The organism is Ferrovum myxofaciens (genome assembly GCF_000735045.1).
Lineage (GTDB): Bacteria > Pseudomonadota > Gammaproteobacteria > Burkholderiales > Ferrovaceae > Ferrovum > Ferrovum myxofaciens.
In genome coordinates this window covers 12,987-30,585 of the sequence record NZ_JPOQ01000016.1, presented here as the reverse complement: position 1 = coordinate 30,585, position 17,599 = coordinate 12,987, and the positions used below count along the sequence as shown (strand labels likewise).

The 17,599-nt window shown below is 51.9% G+C and carries 10 protein-coding genes and 1 tRNA gene; 7 read left to right on the top strand and 4 right to left on the bottom strand.

Annotation, left to right across the window (positions count from 1 at the left end):
• Positions 1–17 precede the first annotated feature (17 nt).
• Positions 18–2,591 carry an alpha-glucan family phosphorylase gene (gene glgP / locus IV91_RS0103690; protein WP_031596100.1) on the top strand — a complete coding sequence of 858 codons (2,574 nt, stop codon included), beginning with the start codon at positions 18–20 and terminating at the stop codon, positions 2,589–2,591.
• A 30-nt stretch (positions 2,592–2,621) separates the two neighbouring features.
• On the opposite strand, the gene glgA is transcribed toward glgP, so the two are convergent.
• From glgA to glgB, 3 genes are read right to left on the bottom strand one after another with little or no spacing between them, the layout of a single operon-like run.
• Positions 2,622–4,061, bottom strand: coding sequence for a glycogen synthase GlgA (gene glgA, locus IV91_RS0103685; protein ID WP_031596098.1), 1,440 nt, complete (start codon positions 4,059–4,061; stop codon positions 2,622–2,624).
• A 2-nt stretch (positions 4,062–4,063) separates the two neighbouring features.
• Positions 4,064–5,722, bottom strand: a complete 1,659-nt coding sequence (pgi, locus tag IV91_RS0103680; protein WP_031596096.1) for a glucose-6-phosphate isomerase — start codon at positions 5,720–5,722, stop codon at positions 4,064–4,066.
• A 29-nt stretch (positions 5,723–5,751) separates the two neighbouring features.
• Entirely contained in the window at positions 5,752–7,935 is a 2,184-nt protein-coding gene (glgB, locus tag IV91_RS0103675) for a 1,4-alpha-glucan branching protein GlgB (protein ID WP_031596094.1), read from the bottom strand.
• Between the two features lie 103 nt (positions 7,936–8,038).
• Here glgB and glgC point away from each other — a divergent pair, with 103 nt between their 5' ends.
• From glgC to IV91_RS0103660, 3 genes are read left to right on the top strand one after another with little or no spacing between them, the layout of a single operon-like run.
• Complete coding sequence (gene glgC, locus IV91_RS0103670; RefSeq protein WP_031596092.1) at positions 8,039–9,322, top strand: glucose-1-phosphate adenylyltransferase; 1,284 nt, start codon at positions 8,039–8,041, stop codon at positions 9,320–9,322.
• A 13-nt stretch (positions 9,323–9,335) separates the two neighbouring features.
• Entirely contained in the window at positions 9,336–11,045 is a 1,710-nt protein-coding gene (locus IV91_RS0103665; RefSeq protein WP_031596089.1) for a glycoside hydrolase family 57 protein, read from the top strand.
• A gap of 11 nt (positions 11,046–11,056) precedes the next feature.
• Positions 11,057–13,069, top strand: a complete 2,013-nt coding sequence (locus tag IV91_RS0103660; RefSeq protein WP_031596088.1) for an alpha-amylase/4-alpha-glucanotransferase domain-containing protein — start codon at positions 11,057–11,059, stop codon at positions 13,067–13,069.
• A 14-nt stretch (positions 13,070–13,083) separates the two neighbouring features.
• On the opposite strand, the gene IV91_RS0103655 is transcribed toward IV91_RS0103660, so the two are convergent.
• Positions 13,084–14,370 (bottom strand): MgtC/SapB family protein, encoded by a 1,287-nt coding sequence (locus IV91_RS0103655; RefSeq protein WP_160171519.1) that lies wholly within the window; start codon positions 14,368–14,370, stop codon positions 13,084–13,086.
• A 93-nt stretch (positions 14,371–14,463) separates the two neighbouring features.
• Here IV91_RS0103655 and IV91_RS0103650 point away from each other — a divergent pair, with 93 nt between their 5' ends.
• The 3 genes from IV91_RS0103650 to IV91_RS0103640 all read left to right on the top strand — a co-directional run bounded on the left by IV91_RS0103650 (position 14,464) and on the right by IV91_RS0103640 (position 17,201).
• Positions 14,464–15,366: a DUF6502 family protein gene (locus tag IV91_RS0103650; RefSeq protein ID WP_051861996.1), complete on the top strand. Its 903-nt coding sequence runs from the start codon at positions 14,464–14,466 to the stop codon at positions 15,364–15,366.
• 40 nt (positions 15,367–15,406) lie between these two features.
• The gene (locus tag IV91_RS0103645) at positions 15,407–17,059 is read left to right on the top strand and encodes a DUF5666 domain-containing protein (protein WP_150112367.1); all 1,653 of its coding nucleotides are present in this window, start codon (positions 15,407–15,409) and stop codon (positions 17,057–17,059) included.
• 66 nt (positions 17,060–17,125) lie between these two features.
• Positions 17,126–17,201: transfer RNA gene (locus IV91_RS0103640), tRNA-Asn, on the top strand.
• Positions 17,202–17,599: the final 398 nt, after the last annotated feature.

The window sequence follows — 17,599 nt, the reverse complement described above, 5'->3', positions numbered from 1 at the left end:
TAATTATTAAGGATCCTATGGAAAACGATCAATTGCCCGGGACCCGCTTTGTGGTAGAAAACAGTCCCCGCATTCCGGAAAAATTGAATCGTCTGGAAGAGTTGGCCTATAACCTCTGGTACAGTTGGGACCGATCCTGTCGCACGCTGTTTGCCCGGATGCACCCTCGTCTTTGGGAATTGGTAGGGTCCAACCCCATCCGTTTCCTGCGCCGAGTGGATGAGTACCGGTTGAACGAAGCTGCCGAAGATCAGGCTTTTCTGAGTTCTTACTATCGTGTGCTTTCTGCCTACGATACCTACCACAATGAATTGCTGCGCAAACCACACAAGTTGCCGCCCGGGAATCTGGTGGCCTACTTCTGTGCCGAATTCGGATTTCATGAAAGTTTCCCCATTTATTCTGGAGGATTGGGGATTTTGGCGGGGGATCATTGCAAGGCTGCCAGCGATATGGGATTGCCCTTCGTTGGCGTGGGGTTGTTGTATCGCCAAGGATATTTCACCCAGAACATTGATCGTAGTGGGCGTCAACTGGCCTTGAATTTTGACTCCGATATCGACGAATTACCGGTTCATGCGGTCCTCGATGAAGAAGGCAAGGAAGTGCGAGTCAGCGTCACCATTGGTGTTCGGCCGGTTCAGGTCAAAGTGTGGTGGGCACGGGTAGGTAACATCAAGATTTACCTGATGGATACGGACCTTGAGGAAAACCACCACGATGACCGTGAAATTACCCACCGACTCTATGGAGGCGATCGCAGGGTCAGGATCGAACAGGAAATCATTCTGGGGGTGGGAGGCGCGCGCGCACTGGAGAAAATGGGCATTCAGCCCACGGTCTGGCACATCAACGAAGGGCATGCCGCTTTCATGCTTCTGGAACGGATCCGTACGTTGATCAAACGGACCGGTTATGATTTTTCCACGGCGATCGAGGCCGTTGCCAGCAATACCGTATTTACCACTCATACCCCTGTGCCTGCCGGACATGACCATTTCCCGCGCGATATGGTATCCCATTACTTTGGACATATGTGTCCTGATCTGAATATCCCTCTGAATCAATTGCTGGATCTGGGCAATGATCCCGGAGTGGGGCACAGCGATTTCAACATGACCGCACTGGCAGTGCGCGGATCTCGTTTTCAAAATGGCGTTTCCCGAATTCATCGTGAAGTATCGGCGCGAATCTGTTCAGGGTTCTGGCCAGCGATTCCTCATCATGAAAACCCCATGGGATATGTGACCAATGCCATTCATGTTCCCACCTTCCTGGCCCGTGAATGGGGCGAACTCTTTGATCGTTTCATCGGTGCGGAGTGGCGCTCTCGCCTGTCGGACCGTTCTTTCTGGAAAGGGGTTCAGGAAATTCCCGATCATCTGTACTGGAGCGTCCGTCAATCGCTCAAGTCACAGATGCTCCATGCCGTGCGCGAACGGATTGCCTCCCAATATGAACGTAATCTGGGCGATGATGCGCACATGGAACGGCTTCTCAAATATGCCAATGTCCATGAACCCAATGTTCTGACCATCGGTTTTGCCCGTCGTTTCGCCACATACAAGCGTGCAGATTTGCTCTTTTCTGATTTGGACTGGCTGCGTCAGATTCTCCTGGATCCTGAACGTCCTGTGGTCTTTGTTTTTGCAGGTAAGGCGCACCCAGCAGATGAACCTGGTCAGGAGATGATTCGGCGCATTCATGAAGTGGCCGGCATGCCCGAGTTTCAAGATAAAATCCTGCTCCTGGAAAACTATGATATGGGTCTGGCGCGCCGTTTGGTGGCTGGCGTGGATGTCTGGCTCAATACCCCTATTTATCCTTTGGAAGCAAGCGGGACTTCAGGCATGAAAGCGGGGGTCAACGGTACCATCAATCTGAGTGTCCTGGATGGCTGGTGGGGAGAGGGCTACGATGGTCACAATGGGTGGGCAATCCGCCCCGCCCCTGATTATCTGGACGAGACGCAACGCAACCGGGAAGATGCGCGTACGCTCTATGAAATCATTCAGGATCAAGTGGTTCCTCTTTACTACGAACGTGGAAAATTTGGATATTCTCAAGGTTGGGTGGCAAAATCCAAGGCCTCCATGGTCAGCATTCTGACTCATTTCAATACGGGTCGGATGCTGGATGAGTATCTGGATCATTTCTATGTACCGGCTTCCGGACAGGGAAAGCGTTTTATGGAAAATGATTCGGCATTGGCCCGCGATGTTGCCCACTGGAAAGAGAAAGTTCGTCATCACTGGGCCGGGGTGCGCATTCGACGGGTGGACTCACCCGTCAAACGGATCAAATTTGGCAGTTCCATGAATATTGAGGTGACCGTAGATCTACGGGGACTGGAGCCTAAGGATGTCTGTGTGGAGTTGTTACTCAACCGTTCCATCAGTCGCAGCGGTGTTCCCGTGCTACCTCCCTTCCAATTCCAAAGCCGAGGGACCTTGGGGGAAGGAACAGAGCATCTCTTTGCGCTGGAATTGCAACCCGGATTATGTGGACAACTGGATTATCGTATCCGCGTTTATCCTTACCACGAAAGCCTGACTCATTCCTTTGAATTGGGCCTGATGACCTGGTTGTGATCCTTCTCCCTGAGGGGGGCACGACGCGGATCAAAGGGTTTGGTAAAGCGTTTGGTACTCCAGCGCCGCTTTGTTCCAGCGGAAATCCCGTGCCATGGCCTGGCGCATCAATTGTTGCCATATTTCCTTCTGGTGGAAGCAGGTCAGGGCTTGTGCGAGGGTTTCATGAAAATCCCGGGGAAGGGCGTTTTCAAAGAGGAAGCCCGTTCCTTCCACGGGTTGGCTCTGTGCCTGATAAGGTACGATGGTATCCGTCAATCCCCCGGTGGCATGAGCCAAGGGCAGAGTCCCATAAGTCATGGCATACATCTGTGCCAATCCGCAGGGTTCAAAACGAGAGGGCATCAAAAACAGATCCGACCCGGCAATGATTTCATGGGAGCGGACTTCATTGAATCCCAGGATAACCCGTACTTGCTCGGGAGAGCGACTGCTCCAGTGGGCCAATTCTCTTTCTATTTCGGCATCACCACTGCCCAATACGACGACTTGAATTTCGTCCGTGAGCCAGTCTTCCAGAGTATCGAGTACCAGATCAATCCCCTTTTGCCAGGTCAGACGACTCACCATGCCGATCAACAGGACATCGGGTCGGACGGGCAACCCCATTTTCATCTGTAGATGTTTCTTGAGACGGGTTTTTCCCTGAAGTTTTCGAGCCGTATAATGAACTGGAAGGAAAGTATCGATCTCCGGGTTCCATAATTCGTCGATGCCATTCAGGATACCGATCAAATCGGAAGCGCGCCGACGCAGTAATCCTTCCATTCCACAGCCCAACTGGGGGGTCTGGATTTCCTGCGCGTAACGCGGACTGACGGTGGTGATCTGATTCGCGTGTACGATACCAGCCTTCAGAAAGGACAACTGGCCATGAAATTCGAGGCTTTCCATGTGGAATTCCGAACTGGGCAAATGCAGGGGCAAACACCAGTGGGCAGGAAAATTTCCCTGAAAAGCAAGATTGTGAATGGTGAGTACCGAGGGTATCGGACAATCCCAAAACTTCATCAGGGCCGGGGTCAAGGCAGTTTGCCAGTCATTGCAATGAACCAGCGCAGGGGCCCAGTTCAAGCGCAGTCCTGCCTGTTGAGCCAGCCAGGCTCCGGCGACGCAGAAGGTGCCAAAACGAGCCGGATTATCCGGCCAATCCTTTCCTTTCCTGTCTTGATAGGGGCCACCGGAGCGGTCAAAAAGTTCTGGACAATCCAGAATCCAGAGTGTCAATGACGTATCGGGTAAGGTGCCCTCCAATAAACGCGCAGGGGCGGGAAGTAAGCCATACGGAAAGTCTTCCAGGATGCAGTGCGAATCCGGCAACTGTGCCAGCACACCGGGGTAATTGGGCAACAAGATACGCAGCTCATGGCCCAAGGCATGCAAGGCCAGAGGAAGTGAGCGGGATACGTCTGCCAGTCCCCCAGTCTTGATCAGAGGATCTATTTCAGAAGTCAAAAAAAGAATATTCATGGTCAACCTCTGGATAGGCCAAAAAGAGTGTCCCGAATATGGTGAATCAAACCACCGGTGGAACCGTCATGCACGGAGGTCATCCCTTGTTCCGACAGTTCGGGTTCAATGGAGCGCGCTAACTGTTTGCCCAATTCCACTCCCCATTGATCGAAGGCATTGATATTCCATAGAGTTCCCTGTACGAAGGTGCGGTGTTCGTACAAAGCCAATAGGCCTCCCAGCGTGTGGGCAGTGAGTTCCTCGAAAAGAAGCGTATTGCTGGGGCGGTTGCCGGGGAAGACCTTATGGGGGAGCAAGTTTTCGAGAGCTTCTCCGGACATTCCTTGGGCAAGCAATTCTTGACGTGCTTCCTCTTTGGTTTTGCCGCGCATGAGGGCTTCGCTTTGTGCCAACACGTTGGCTGTCAATACCCGGTGGTGCGTCCCCAGTGGGACACGGCTACGCATCGGAAGAAGAAAGTCCGCAGGAATCAGATGAGTTCCTTGGTGCAATAATTGATAGTAGGCGTGCTGCCCGTTGGTTCCCGCCCCCCCCCAAACCACGGCTCCGGTGGCGTAATCCACCGTTTCGCCGTCCAGGGTTACGGATTTTCCTGTGCTTTCCATGCTGACTTGTTGGATGTGCGCGACAAAACGTTCCAACCCCTGATCGTAGGGAAGAATGGCATGGGTTTGAGCATCAAAGAAATTGATATACCAAAGACCGATCAAGCCCATCAGAACGGGTAAGTTCCGGGACAGCGGAGCGGTTCTAAAATGCTCATCCATCTCATGAGCTCCTGCCAGTAACTCATTGAATTTATCCATTCCTATACCCAATGCAATGGAAAGTCCGATGGCCGACCACAGCGAATAACGTCCGCCGACCCAGTCCCAGAATCCAAACATGTGCTGAGGGTCAATGCCGAAACGGCTTACCTCGACTTCATTCGTCGAGATAGCCACAAAATGTTGCGCTATATACTGTTCCTGTTGCGCGGCGTCCAGAAACCAACTCCGTGCCGAATGGGCATTGAGCAAGGTTTCCTGAGTGGTAAAGGTTTTGGAAGCCACCACGAAGAGAGTTTGGGCGGGGTTTAGGGACTTCAGGGTATAAGTTAAATGTGCCCCGTCCACATTGGAGACATAATGAACCCGCGGGCCTGTGCAATCGGCTGGAAGAGCGGTCATCACCGATGCAGGCCCCAGATCGGAGCCCCCAATTCCGATATTGACCACATCGGTGATGACACGTCCGTCATAACCGCGCCATTCCCCCGAACGAATTTGATGGACGAAAGTCTCCATGCGTTTCAAAACCTGTTGTACCTCGGCGCGGATGTCTTGTCCTTGTACCTTCAAGGGCGGGGCATCTCGCCCTGCACGCAGGGCCACATGAAGCACGGCTCGATGTTCTGTTCGGTTGATGAGATCGCCTGCAAACATTTTCTGGATGGTCTGCGGAAGATTAGCCTGTTGAGCCAGATTCAGGAGCAGATCCAGAGTTTCGGTGGTCATGAGATTCTTTGAGTAATCCAGAAAAAAGGGGCCGGCACTGGCATTGAACCGATCAAAGCGAGCCGGGTCCTCGGAAAATAACTGGCGCAGGGTGAGAGACGCAAGGGTTTCTCGGTGCTTTTTCAAAGTTTGCCAAAGGGAACTATTCGTCAATGCGGACATTTTTTTCCTCGAAGAATGTTGGGATAGACTCAATGGGCCTGTGGTTCAAGAATCAAGCCCCCTAGGGGGGGGAGCATAAGAGACAAGGATTGGGTGAACCCGTTCCAGGGAATGGGTGCTGTCCACAGCCGTCCCTGATTGCCCAGATTCCCACCGCCATAATGAAGGGAATCACTGTTCACGCATTCGCGCCAGGACCCTGCGCAAGGAGTTCCCACGCGATATTCGGGACGGGGAATGGGTGTGAAGTTTAAAATAATCAGCAACATGCGACCATCCCGCGCTTTGCGTAAAAAACTGAGAATCGACTGCGCATGATCATTGCAGTCCACCCACTCAAAACCGGCGGGATCGAAATCCAGTTCAAACAATGCCGGATGTTGGCGATAATAGTGGTTGAGATCACGACTTAAATGTTGAATTCCTTGATGCTGGGGGCGTTCCAACAGTTTCCAGTCCAGTTCGCTTTTAACCTGCCATTCCCCACCTTGGGCAAACTCATTGCCCATGAAGTTGAGTTTTTTGCCGGGTGAAGTCATTTGATACAGGAACAGCAAGCGTAGATTGGCGAAACGTTGCCAGGAGTCCCCGGGCATCTTGTCCAGCAAGGATTTTTTGCCATGTACGACCTCGTCATGGGAAAAAGGCAAGACGAAATTCTCGGAATAGGCATAGAGTTGTGCAAAGGTCAACGCATTTTGGTGGTGACGGCGGTAAACCGGATCTTTGGAAAAATAACTCAGGGTATCGTTCATCCAACCCATATTCCATTTCATGGAAAATCCCAGTCCTCCAACGTAAACCGGGCGAGAAACCATGGGCCAGGAGGTGGATTCCTCGGCCAGGGTGAGGGCCCCAGGGAACTGACCGTGGACCATTTCATTCATCTCCCGCAGGAAGGCCAAGGCTTCCAGATTTTCTCGCCCCCCATAACAGTTGGGAATCCAGGCATTGGCAGCGCGGGAATAATCCAGATAGAGCATGGAGGCAACTGCATCGACCCGTAAACCATCAAAATGGAATTCTGATAACCAGAAATGGGCGTTGGCCAACAAAAATCCACGCACTTCATTGCGTCCGTAATTGAAGATGTAAGTTCCCCATTCCTGATGTTCGCCTAATCGGGGATCCTCGTGTTCATAAAGCGCGCTGCCATCGAAGCGAGCCAGGGCAAAGTCGTCCTTGGGAAAATGGCCAGGTACCCAATCCAGCAATACACCAATTCCGGCTTGATGACATCGATCAATAAAGTGACGCAGATCATCTGGCGTACCAAACCGGCGAGTAACACCGAAATATCCGGTGGTTTGATAACCCCATGATTCATCCAGAGGATGTTCGCTGATGGGGAGCAGTTCAATGTGTGTATAACCCAACTCGAGGACGTAGGGGATCAACTGGTCGGCAATTTGTGCAAAGGTATGAAAATCCCGATCCCAAGGTTTTCGCCAGGAACCCAGGTGGATTTCATAGATATTCATGGGCGAGTGCAACCAGTCTTTTTTGGACCGCTCCGACATCCATGCGCTATCGTTCCAGAGATGAGCAGAAGGTCCCGTTACCACAGCCGCCGTTCCCGGACGATGTTCGAACTGAAGCCCACAGGGATCAGTTTTGAGTTGTACAGACCCATGTTGACGGCTGCGGATCTCGAATTTGTAGAGCGTTCCTGGGGTAAGGTCAGGCACGAATAATTCCCACACCCCGTGGGGAGCCCGAACGCGCATGGGGTGATGACGGCCATCCCAGCGATTGAAGGAGCCAACCACACTCACCCGTTCAGCATTGGGTGCCCAAACGGAGAAAAGAACCCCCGATACCTCGCCCACCGTGACATGATGGGCACCCAGCATGGCATGCAACTGGAGAAGACGCCCTTCGCTGAAGAGGTACAGGTCATGGTCACTCAATTGGGGTGGATAGGTATAAGGATCCCAGGTTTCCATTTCGATGCCATCTTCACGACGTCGATAGCGACCGGGACGGGGGGGGCAGATTGCTCCCTTCCAGCAAAAGAAGCCCTGGTCATGAACCCGCTGGGCAGTTTCCCATTGACTTCCGGTCCATATTTCCACTTCTTGGGCATAGGGCAGGAATAAGCGCCAATGCCATTTACCATGACCAGAGGCATGAATTCCCAAGGGATGAAATGGGTCATGGTGGAGGCCCTGCAAAATTTTTTGCAGGGCGCTATCGTTATAATTAGGAGCCATAATTCATCCCTGTCATATTTTTACAAAAGATTCCATTATAATGGTCCCGAGTGCGCAACGATATTTCATTTCGTGATTGTTTTTTTTCTCAACAGGAGTTCGCATGAGCCCCCGTGATATTGCTTCTGAACGATTCATCAGCGTACTGACCAAGAATACCATGGCCCTCATTTTGGCAGGTGGCAGAGGTTCTCGCCTGAAGGACCTGACCAAGTGGCGAGCCAAGCCCTCCGTCCAGTTTGGGGGCAAGTTCCGTATCATTGATTTTCCTCTCTCCAATTGCATCAATTCTGGCATTCGTCGTATCGGGGTCGTGACTCAGTATAAGGCCCATAGTCTGATCCAGCATATTCAGCATGGATGGAGTTTTCTGCGTGGTGAATTCAATGAATTCGTGGAACTGCTTCCGGCCCAGCAGCGCATGCAAGAGGAGTGGTACAAGGGGACCGCAGATGCGGTCTACCAGAATATCGACATCCTGCGTGGGCATGCCCCTCGCCACATCATCATTCTGGCTGGCGATCACATTTACAAGATGGACTATGGCAAGTTACTGGCGGCTCATGTCAGCACGCAGGCGGATATGACCATTGCCTGTCTCACGGTGCCCGTCGCGGAAGCCTCGGCTTTTGGTGTCATGACGGTCAATACCGAAAGACGGATCGTGGCCTTCGATGAAAAACCTGAGCATCCCAATCCTCTGCCTGAGGATCCCAGTCGGGCCTTGGCCAGCATGGGGATCTACGTATTCAGTGCCGATTTCCTTCTGGATCAGTTGACCCGTGATGCAGAGGACAACACCTCCACCCACGATTTTGGGCATGATCTGATTCCTTGGCTGGTCCCTCGGCACCGTGTCTTTGCTCAACCTTTTGAAGAAAGTTGCGTGTGCGAACCGGACACTCCACCCTACTGGCGTGACGTGGGGACAGTGGACGCCTACTGGGATGCCAATATGGAAATGACCAAGGTCATCCCTGACCTCAATCTTTATGACAAGAATTGGCCAATCTGGACCTATCAGGAGCAATTTCCCCCCGCCAAATTCGTGTTTGACGAAGATGGACGACGGGGGTACGCCGTGGATTCCCTGATCTCCGGCGGTAATATCATCAGTGGCGGAGTGGTACGGCGTTCGGTCCTGTTTTCTGATGTTCACGTCAATGCCAATGCTTTGGTGGAAGATGCAGTGATCTTGCCCAATGTTCGGATAGGAAAGGACGTACGGTTGAAACGGGTAGTGGTCGATCGTGGCTGTATTATTCCCGAAGGATTGGTGGCTGGCCTGGATCCGGTACAAGATCGGGAGCGCTACTACGTTTCGGAAAATGGTATCACGCTCATCACCGCCGAAATGCTCAACCAACGCAATTATCACCCTGGCTAGAATTATTCTGAACATGACGAAAAAGACACGTACCCTGAAATTCATCCTGTGCTGGCATATGCATCAGCCGGATTATCGCAATGCTCTGACCCGTGAATTTGAACTGCCCTGGACCTATCTCCATGCCCTGAAAGATTATACGGACATGGCAGCACACCTGGAGCGTTACCCGAATCTGCCGGTAGTGGTGAACCTGGTTCCGTCCCTGATGGATCAGTTGGTGGATTATGCGGAACAATTTCATGAAGGCACCTGGCGCGACCCCCTCCTGCGCTGGCTGGTCACCCCTTCGCTGGAAGAACTTTCATTGGCGGAACGCCAATCTCTGATCGATGCCTGTCTGCGCTGTCATGCCCCCAAGATGATCGATCCTTTTCCGGGTTATGCCCGATTGCGTGACTGTATCCAACGTTTCCAGAAGGATGGTGCAGAGCCTGCGCTCTATGTTTCAGGACGGTTTCTGGCAGACCTTCTGGTTTGGTACCACCTGGCCTGGATGGGCGAAAGCCTGCGCAAGACGATTCCACTCCTGGGTCGCCTGATGGCGCAGGGCAGTGGTTATACCCTGGCAGATCGGCAGGCCTTGAATACGCTGATCGGTGAAACTCTGAGTTCGATATTGCCGCGTTATCGAGCACTTCAGCAATCAGGGCAAGTGGAACTGTCCACGACACCCAATACCCATCCCATCCTTCCACTCCTCCTGGACTTTGCCTCGGCGCGGGAAGCTGTGCCTCATTTGGCATTGCCCCGACATTCCCTTTACCCGGGAGGAGAAAACCGAGCCATCGATCATATCTGGAAAGCCCTTGAGGCCTACCATCGACAGTTTGACCAAAATCCAACTGGATTTTGGCCGGGAGAAGGAGCCCTGTCCACCGCCACTCTGGAAATGTTTGCCACGCAGGGCCTTGCATGGACTGCCAGCAGTGAAAATGTTCTGGCCAAGACCCTGCGTCTATCCTGGGGACAGGAAACCCTGCCCAAAGAACAGTGGCTTTATCAACCCTACCTATTCAAAACCGAAGGTCATGAGTTGCGGGTTTTTTTCCGGGATGATCAACTTTCCGATCGAATCGGGTTTGAGTATGCGCAATGGGATGGTAAAAGCGCGGCCGAAGACTTTATTCGTCAACTGGAAATGATTCTGGAGTCTGCGCCCGAAGATCAGGATCCCGTGGTTACGGTCATTCTGGACGGAGAAAATGCTTGGGAATACTACCCCTACAACGGTTATTATTTTCTTGATTATCTCTATCAAGCGCTGGATTCTCACCCTTTGATATGCCCAGTCACCTTTGCTACCCTGTGTCAGCAGTCCGATGGAATGGACTTGCCTGTTCTGGAACACGTGGTAGCGGGAAGTTGGGTTTACGGATCCCTGACCACCTGGATTGGAAATCCTGACAAGAATATGGCTTGGGACTTGCTGGTAGAGGCCAAAGCAGCCTGTGATCGCGTTCTTCCCTCCCTGTCTCCTGACCGACAAGGTCCAGTCATTCGTCAACTGGCTGTATGCGAAGGGTCAGATTGGTTCTGGTGGTTTGGGGATTACAACTCGGCTGAAAGTGTGCAATTATTTGACCGGCTCTATCGCCTGAACTTGACGACCCTCTATCAACTTCTGTCCCTCGATCCTCCCTGCATTCTGTCCCTTCCCTTCAGTCGGGGAAGTCGTAGTCAGGAAGCGGGGGGTGCCATGCGACGTAATATCCATTCTTGAACGAGTCTGTCATGCCAAAAAAAATCGCTTTTCTGATGGGGGTTCACGCGCATCAACCCGTCGGTAATTTTCCTTCCGTCCTTGCCGATGCCCATCAGCGTTGTTATGGTCCTTTTTTGCGTTTGATGGCCCGCTTTCCGGAATTTCCCTTTGCCCTGCATGTCAGTGGTTGGTTGCTGGACCAATGGTTGATCCATGATCCCGAAGACATGGAATTGCTCAAAATCATGGTTCAGCGCGGACAAGCCGAACTCTTTACGGCGGGTTATGCCGAGCCGGTTCTGGCCGCCATTCCCGAAGCAGATCGACGGGGTCAGGTGCAATTCCTGTCCCAACGAATTCACGATTGTTTCGGAGTGGAACCCAGCGGCTCCTGGCTCACCGAACGGGTCTGGGAATCGTCCGTGGTATCCGCGCTACACCAGAGCGGGGTACGCTACGTCACGGTGGACGACTATCATTTTCTTTGTGCCGGAGTGCCCGCAGAGCGTCTGAATGGTTATTTCAGCACGGAAGAAGGCGGAGAAAGACTCGATATATTTCCTATTGCCGAGGGTTTGCGCTACCGTATTCCCTTTACATCAGCCAACGAAGTCGTCAGTTATCTGGAAAGCATGGCACGTGACGATCGAATGGAAGCTGCGGTCTATTTCGATGATATTGAAAAATTTGGCATCTGGCCAGAGACCTATGAATGGGTCTATGAAAAGGGATGGTTGGAACAGTTCATCCAGGGGGTTCTCAATTCTCCCTTCATCGAACCCATGACCTATGCGCGCTACCATGCCCAGAATGCAACCCGGGGGCCGGTTTATCTGCCCACCACCTCGTACATCGAAATGAATGAATGGACCTTGCCGGCTCAAGCCGGGGAGCACTATGCCTCTTTGGTGGAACGGGCAAGGAATGAGCAAACTTATGACCGGGACCGTCCATTTTTGCGCGGCGGGATCTGGCGAAACTTCATGATGCGCTATCCTGAAGCCAATCACCTGCATAAACGGATGCTGGGACTGTCCACCCGTTTCCACGCCTTGCCTGCGCTACAGCAGACCGCAGAACGCCGTCGTTTGTTGTATGAAACTCAAGCCAATGATGCCTACTGGCATGGTTTATTCGGAGGACTTTATCTTCCGCATCTGAGACGTGCCTTGTATCGTGCACTATTACAACTGGAGGGCGATCTCGACCGGCATCAACCGCGCCCTGCATTGACCCGCTACGATCTGGATATGGATGGTCACGAGGAAATCATTCTTCAGAATGGGCAGATTCAGGCGATCATTGCCGGCAGTGGTCCTGCTCATGTACTGGAACTGGATGTCTACGAACTGGCCCATAATTTTGCAGATACGTTGACTCGTCAGCGGGAGCATTACCATGCCAAAGTTCTGACTCAACCCGTGCTGGCATCCTCTTCTACAGGCGTCGGTAATCCCCACGAAGTGGTGCAGTTCAAACATCCCCTGACCGCCGAAGATTTGATCTTCGATTCGACCCGGCGCGCGCTTTTCACCGATTATGCCCGAAGAGATGGGGAACGACATCTACTCGAATATGATGAGATTCGGGGAAATGAAACAGACTCAGGCGTGAAATTTCTGGGTCGGACACAAGGGGCCAGAAAAGAAATTTCTCTTCTTGCGCAGGCTTTGCTGGTACGCTATGAGCACCCTGATCCTGTCTTCTGGTCAACCTTCGAGATCGAACTCAACTTGGTTATGCCCAGTTGCGATGGCCCCGCCGGCCGTTTTGAATTCAATGGGGGTATTCCCGGGGGATTCGGTCAGGACATCGAACTCCACGGGGTGACCCAGTTGGTCCTGCGCGATGAGGTCTTGGGCGGGGGGATCACCGTGGGTTGCGACGTGCCCTGTCGGGTTATTTCTCGTCCCTGTCACAGTGTTTCTCAATCGGAAGCCGGTTTTGAAAAAATCATGCAAGCCGTGACGTTGACCTTTACCGATTTTGCGGTGCCCACCCGGAAACTGTTGATGTCTCTGACGGCATGGCCTACCTCATGAAACGTGTCAATTTCTCAGAACATTCCCAACCCGAAGAGCAAGGTTGCGCTTCCCAGTCCCAATAGTTTCAGAAAAATCCCCCGATTGCGCGCGTGGTTCCCCAAAATCAGGGTATAACCGCTCTCCAATACGATATTGCTTCCCGCTGCCATGATCAATGCGCCCGCACTCTGCGCGAGGGACAGGTCATGGCGGGAATCGTTGAGCAACGACATGATGAATGGATTAATGTCAGTAAAACCAATCACCAGAGCCAAAATTTCTATGCCTCCCGAGCCAAAGTCCTGCAGGATGAAATGGGTCAAGGCAGTCATGAGCACGAATAGAAGGGCAAAGAGCAATGCCGTACGCAGTGCCAGAGGATTGCTGTTGGATATATTGTCCAGGGTATCGGGGATCTTCTTGTCTGTTTTATGTTGACTGAGCCAAGCAAGACCCAGGGCGATCATGCCTCCTCCCAGAAGCGGCAAGGCACAGTAACGAAGCAGCATGGGAGCCATTACGATAACCAATAGTAACAATCGGACGTACATCATGCCCACAGCACCCAGAATGCCCCCATGGATCTGAGCGAGAGGGGCAGAGGGTGGGGCGGAGGACCGAGCCAGGACCACAATGGTGGCTGTGCTGGAGTAGATTCCTCCGAGCAGTCCAGTTACCAGATAACCGCTTCCTTTGAACACATAGCGACGTAACAGATAACCGGCATAGGAAATGGCGGAAATCACGACAACCGCCATCCATACCGAAAATGGTGTGAGGGGTAAGTTTTTGAACGGGTATTCCTTGGGCAGAAGCGGGAGGATCACTGCGGAAAGTAGCAGGAACTTGGATAAGGTCAGCAATTCCAGGCGATCCATGGTCGCAATCAAATGATGGGTCAAGGGTCGGGCACCCAACACCAGGACTACGGTGACAAAAAGCAGGATCAGAAACCAGAGTGGAAATAATTGAGCACTCGGTCCGTAGGTATACACCAGCATGCCAATCAGGAATTGATGGATACCTTTCTGACCTACCTGCAATTTATGATGATAAAACTGCACAAATAATGTGATCAGAAACAACATGCCCCCGAGATAGAGCAGACCTACCGGGTTCAGGTTATAGAGAATAAATCCCAAGGCCGAGATAAATGCATAGGTACGGGATGAACCAATGGCCAGCGGATGTTCCAGGTGGCGCGTGAGAAGGTACTCACGAAATTCCAGTCCTGTTAAAAACCCAAGACAGACCACCAGCAAGAAACGGGTGCCAAGTTGAGAGGACAATTCAAGAAGGAACAGATGGAGTTGGGACATGCTCTGAAATGACAAACGTTGGGAATCTGTTAAAATGCTAAATAGTGAACATTGACAAACCAAAAACCACCCTAACTGAACTAATTCATCGCCATGGGCAGACCACCGCGTCAACTTCCCACTCCAAGCCAGTCCAGCGCTACGCTTCCTGCTGCCGAGGACACACTGGAGGCTGTGACCCATATCATGGCTCCAATGATACGCTTGCTCCTGTCCTGCGGGGTAGATTATGTGCGTTTTACTGCCGTACTCAAGCAAACCTTTATTGAACAGGCTCAAAGCGAACTCAATGAAGCCCATTGCAAGGATACGGACTCTGCTCTGAGTTTGCTGAGCGGGGTTCATCGCAAGGATGTGCGTTATTGGCGTGAAAATGGCATGGGGGATAGAATTGCGCGGAAAGTTTCCTTGAGTAGTCAAGTATTCTCTCACTGGATACAAAATCCACTTTATCGCGATCGCTTCAAAAATCCTAAATCCTTGTTACGAATTGGAGATGAAGTTTCCTTTGAAACGCTGGTGCGTCAGATTACTCAAGACGTCCATCCCTACACAGTGCTTTCTGAACTGGTTCGTCTGGGATTGGTGACCATCAAGAAAAAACAGGGACAAGACTGGGTCATTCCTTCTCCACGGGGATTTATACCTCCCGCGGGTTCCGTCGAACTCATGGAATTATTTTCTGGAAACCTGGGGGATCATGTGTCTGCCGCCGTCAGTAATATCAAAGGTCACGAGCCTCGTCTGGAGCAAAGCGTCTTCGTCAGCGGACTGACACCTGAATCCGTGGTCAAACTTGCCCAACTGTCTCAAAAACTCTGGTCCCAGATGCGCAGCGAAATAATCCGCGAAAGCAGCCTGCTCTACGAGCAAGAACGAAATGATCCGAGGGCCCTGCACCGAATCCGTTTTGGATCCTATTTCTGGGATGCCCTCTTGTCGGAGTCACCCTCCATTCAAGAAGACAAGGTTCTGGGCAGTACCCCTTCTCAGTGAGTCCTTCCATGCTTTCTTTCCAGTTTCAGGATCTGTAATCTTGAGCGGTATACTGAACAAGAGAGGACTACTCTTTTTGATTCCCCTCCTGAGTTCCTGTGGTGGTGGGACACAGTTGGCTGGCGGGGTAGGGACGGGGGGAACTGGAGTGGTTACCGGTACGGTCACCGGGTTTGGCAGTCTGGTGATGGATGGAATCGCCTACAATAGCGCTACCCCGCGCTACGATGCAGAATCAACCACCCAACCCAGTGTCTCTGTCACTGCCATGAAAGTCCCTTTGGGTGGACAACTGAACATTCAAACCGATGCCCAGGGAAATCCGACTTCGGTGTGGATCAACCCGGCGTTGGTGGGGGTGGTGACGAGCGTCAATCCTACGTCAGGCACCTTGGTCGTCAATGGCATGGAAGTCGTTGTGAATTCTACTACGTCTTCCCTGCCGAATACCTTTTTCATCGGGTATGCGGGCATGGGTGCCATTCAACTCAATGATATGGTGCAAGTGCATGGCGTTCCGGGCACGAGTTCCTCTGGAATTCCTTTTGTTCAGGCCACGCTGATCAAGTTGATGCCCAGTAACCTTTCCATCACCCGGGTCAGCGGTGCTTTGACCCAATGGAATCCTTCCCAGCATACTTTCACAGTTAATGGAATTCCGTTTTCTTTCAATGCCAGTACCCAGTTCTTCAGCCCATTTTCAAATCAAACACTGGGTACAGGAGCGCTCAAGAATGGGCAGTGGGTTAACATCTGGAGTCAGACGCCCTCTGGAACTACGCCATTAGTTGCTGGCTCCGTTCAGGTCAGCACACTCTTGCCAGGCATGAATGGGAATATCACGCTGTCTGGTCTGGTGTCGGCCGTGCAGGGAAACCAGTTTCAGGTGGACGGAGTTCTGGTCAATGGTATCCATCAGGGGGGAGTAACCGCAGGTCAGTACGTTACGCTCAAGGGGGTCATCGATTCCACGACAGGTGAAGTTTCTGTACAAACGCTGAATCCTTATATTCAGACTCCTGCCACCTTGTCCGGAACCATCAGTGAATTTGTATCAACGGGGAATTTTGTCATTCGCGGGACTCCGATCATTACGAACAGTGGCACGGTACTCACTTTTGCCAATGGCGCCTCCGCCCCGTTATCTGCTTTGCAAAAAAATGGTTATATCGCTGTACAGGGAACCCTTCAAGGGAACATGGTCCTGGCGAGTTCCATTACGGTTTATCCTGGCCCTCCTGCTAATGAGGTGGTGGACTATCTGGGGAAGGTCGGTCAATACAACCCTTCTCAAGGAACGTTCACCCTCACCCTCCTTAGTGGTTCTTCCCAGCAAGTGACATTGTCCACCAGTGCTTCCTTTGGCAATGGGACTGTCGCCAATTTGGTCAATGGCGCTCTAGTGGAAGTGGAAGCCACCGCGCTCTCTCCACAAACCTTATCGGCTTACGGGGTCAGTTTCTGGAATATCACAAATCCCAATCTTTCCTCAGGTACCCTCGAAATTAGCGGGGTCCTGTATAACTATTCCGCAGGTGGAAGCAGTTTCAATTTAAATGGGCTTCCCCTGACACTCGGAAGTGGGGTTTCCTTGCCATCGGGATTTGGCAATGGAGATAACATCGATGTGTTGATGACGTCTTCAGGTAGTCAGTATCAGGTCGATGCCGTCGCTCGGGATGATTCCAACTGAACGATGTTCATTGGCTTGGGACTTGTCATGCTCACGTGTTCCTGATAGAATTCGGGTCTTGATTGTTCCCTGATAGCTCAGTCGGTAGAGCGACGGACTGTTAATCCGCAGGTCCCAGGTTCGAGCCCTGGTCGGGGAGCCACCAATACATTGAAAATAAACAAATTTTTAGTTATGAAGTAACTTCAATTAAGCCGATTCCAAGACTTTCTGCCAATCCAGTGGCACCGTTTTGGCTCCATTTTTCTCTTTCGCATGTTTTTTTGCTCATTTTTGCTGGCACCGTTTTGCCCCCGTATTCGCAAATTTACCAACAACGGCTACAAAATAATCCGGCATCAACAGGACGAGGGTGTTGATGGCAGTGGACTGTGCCTGTTGGACTCATTGTGGAAATGCCAACTACCCAAAAGTGGGGAAGTTTTCAGGCAGCTCAGGATGGCTCTAATGACCGCTCCGTTTTTGCCTCACTATGGGCGGTTTGCAGTTTAGGCCCGATTACTTCGCTTACAACTGGCAAGCTGATCCAAATAATTCCAC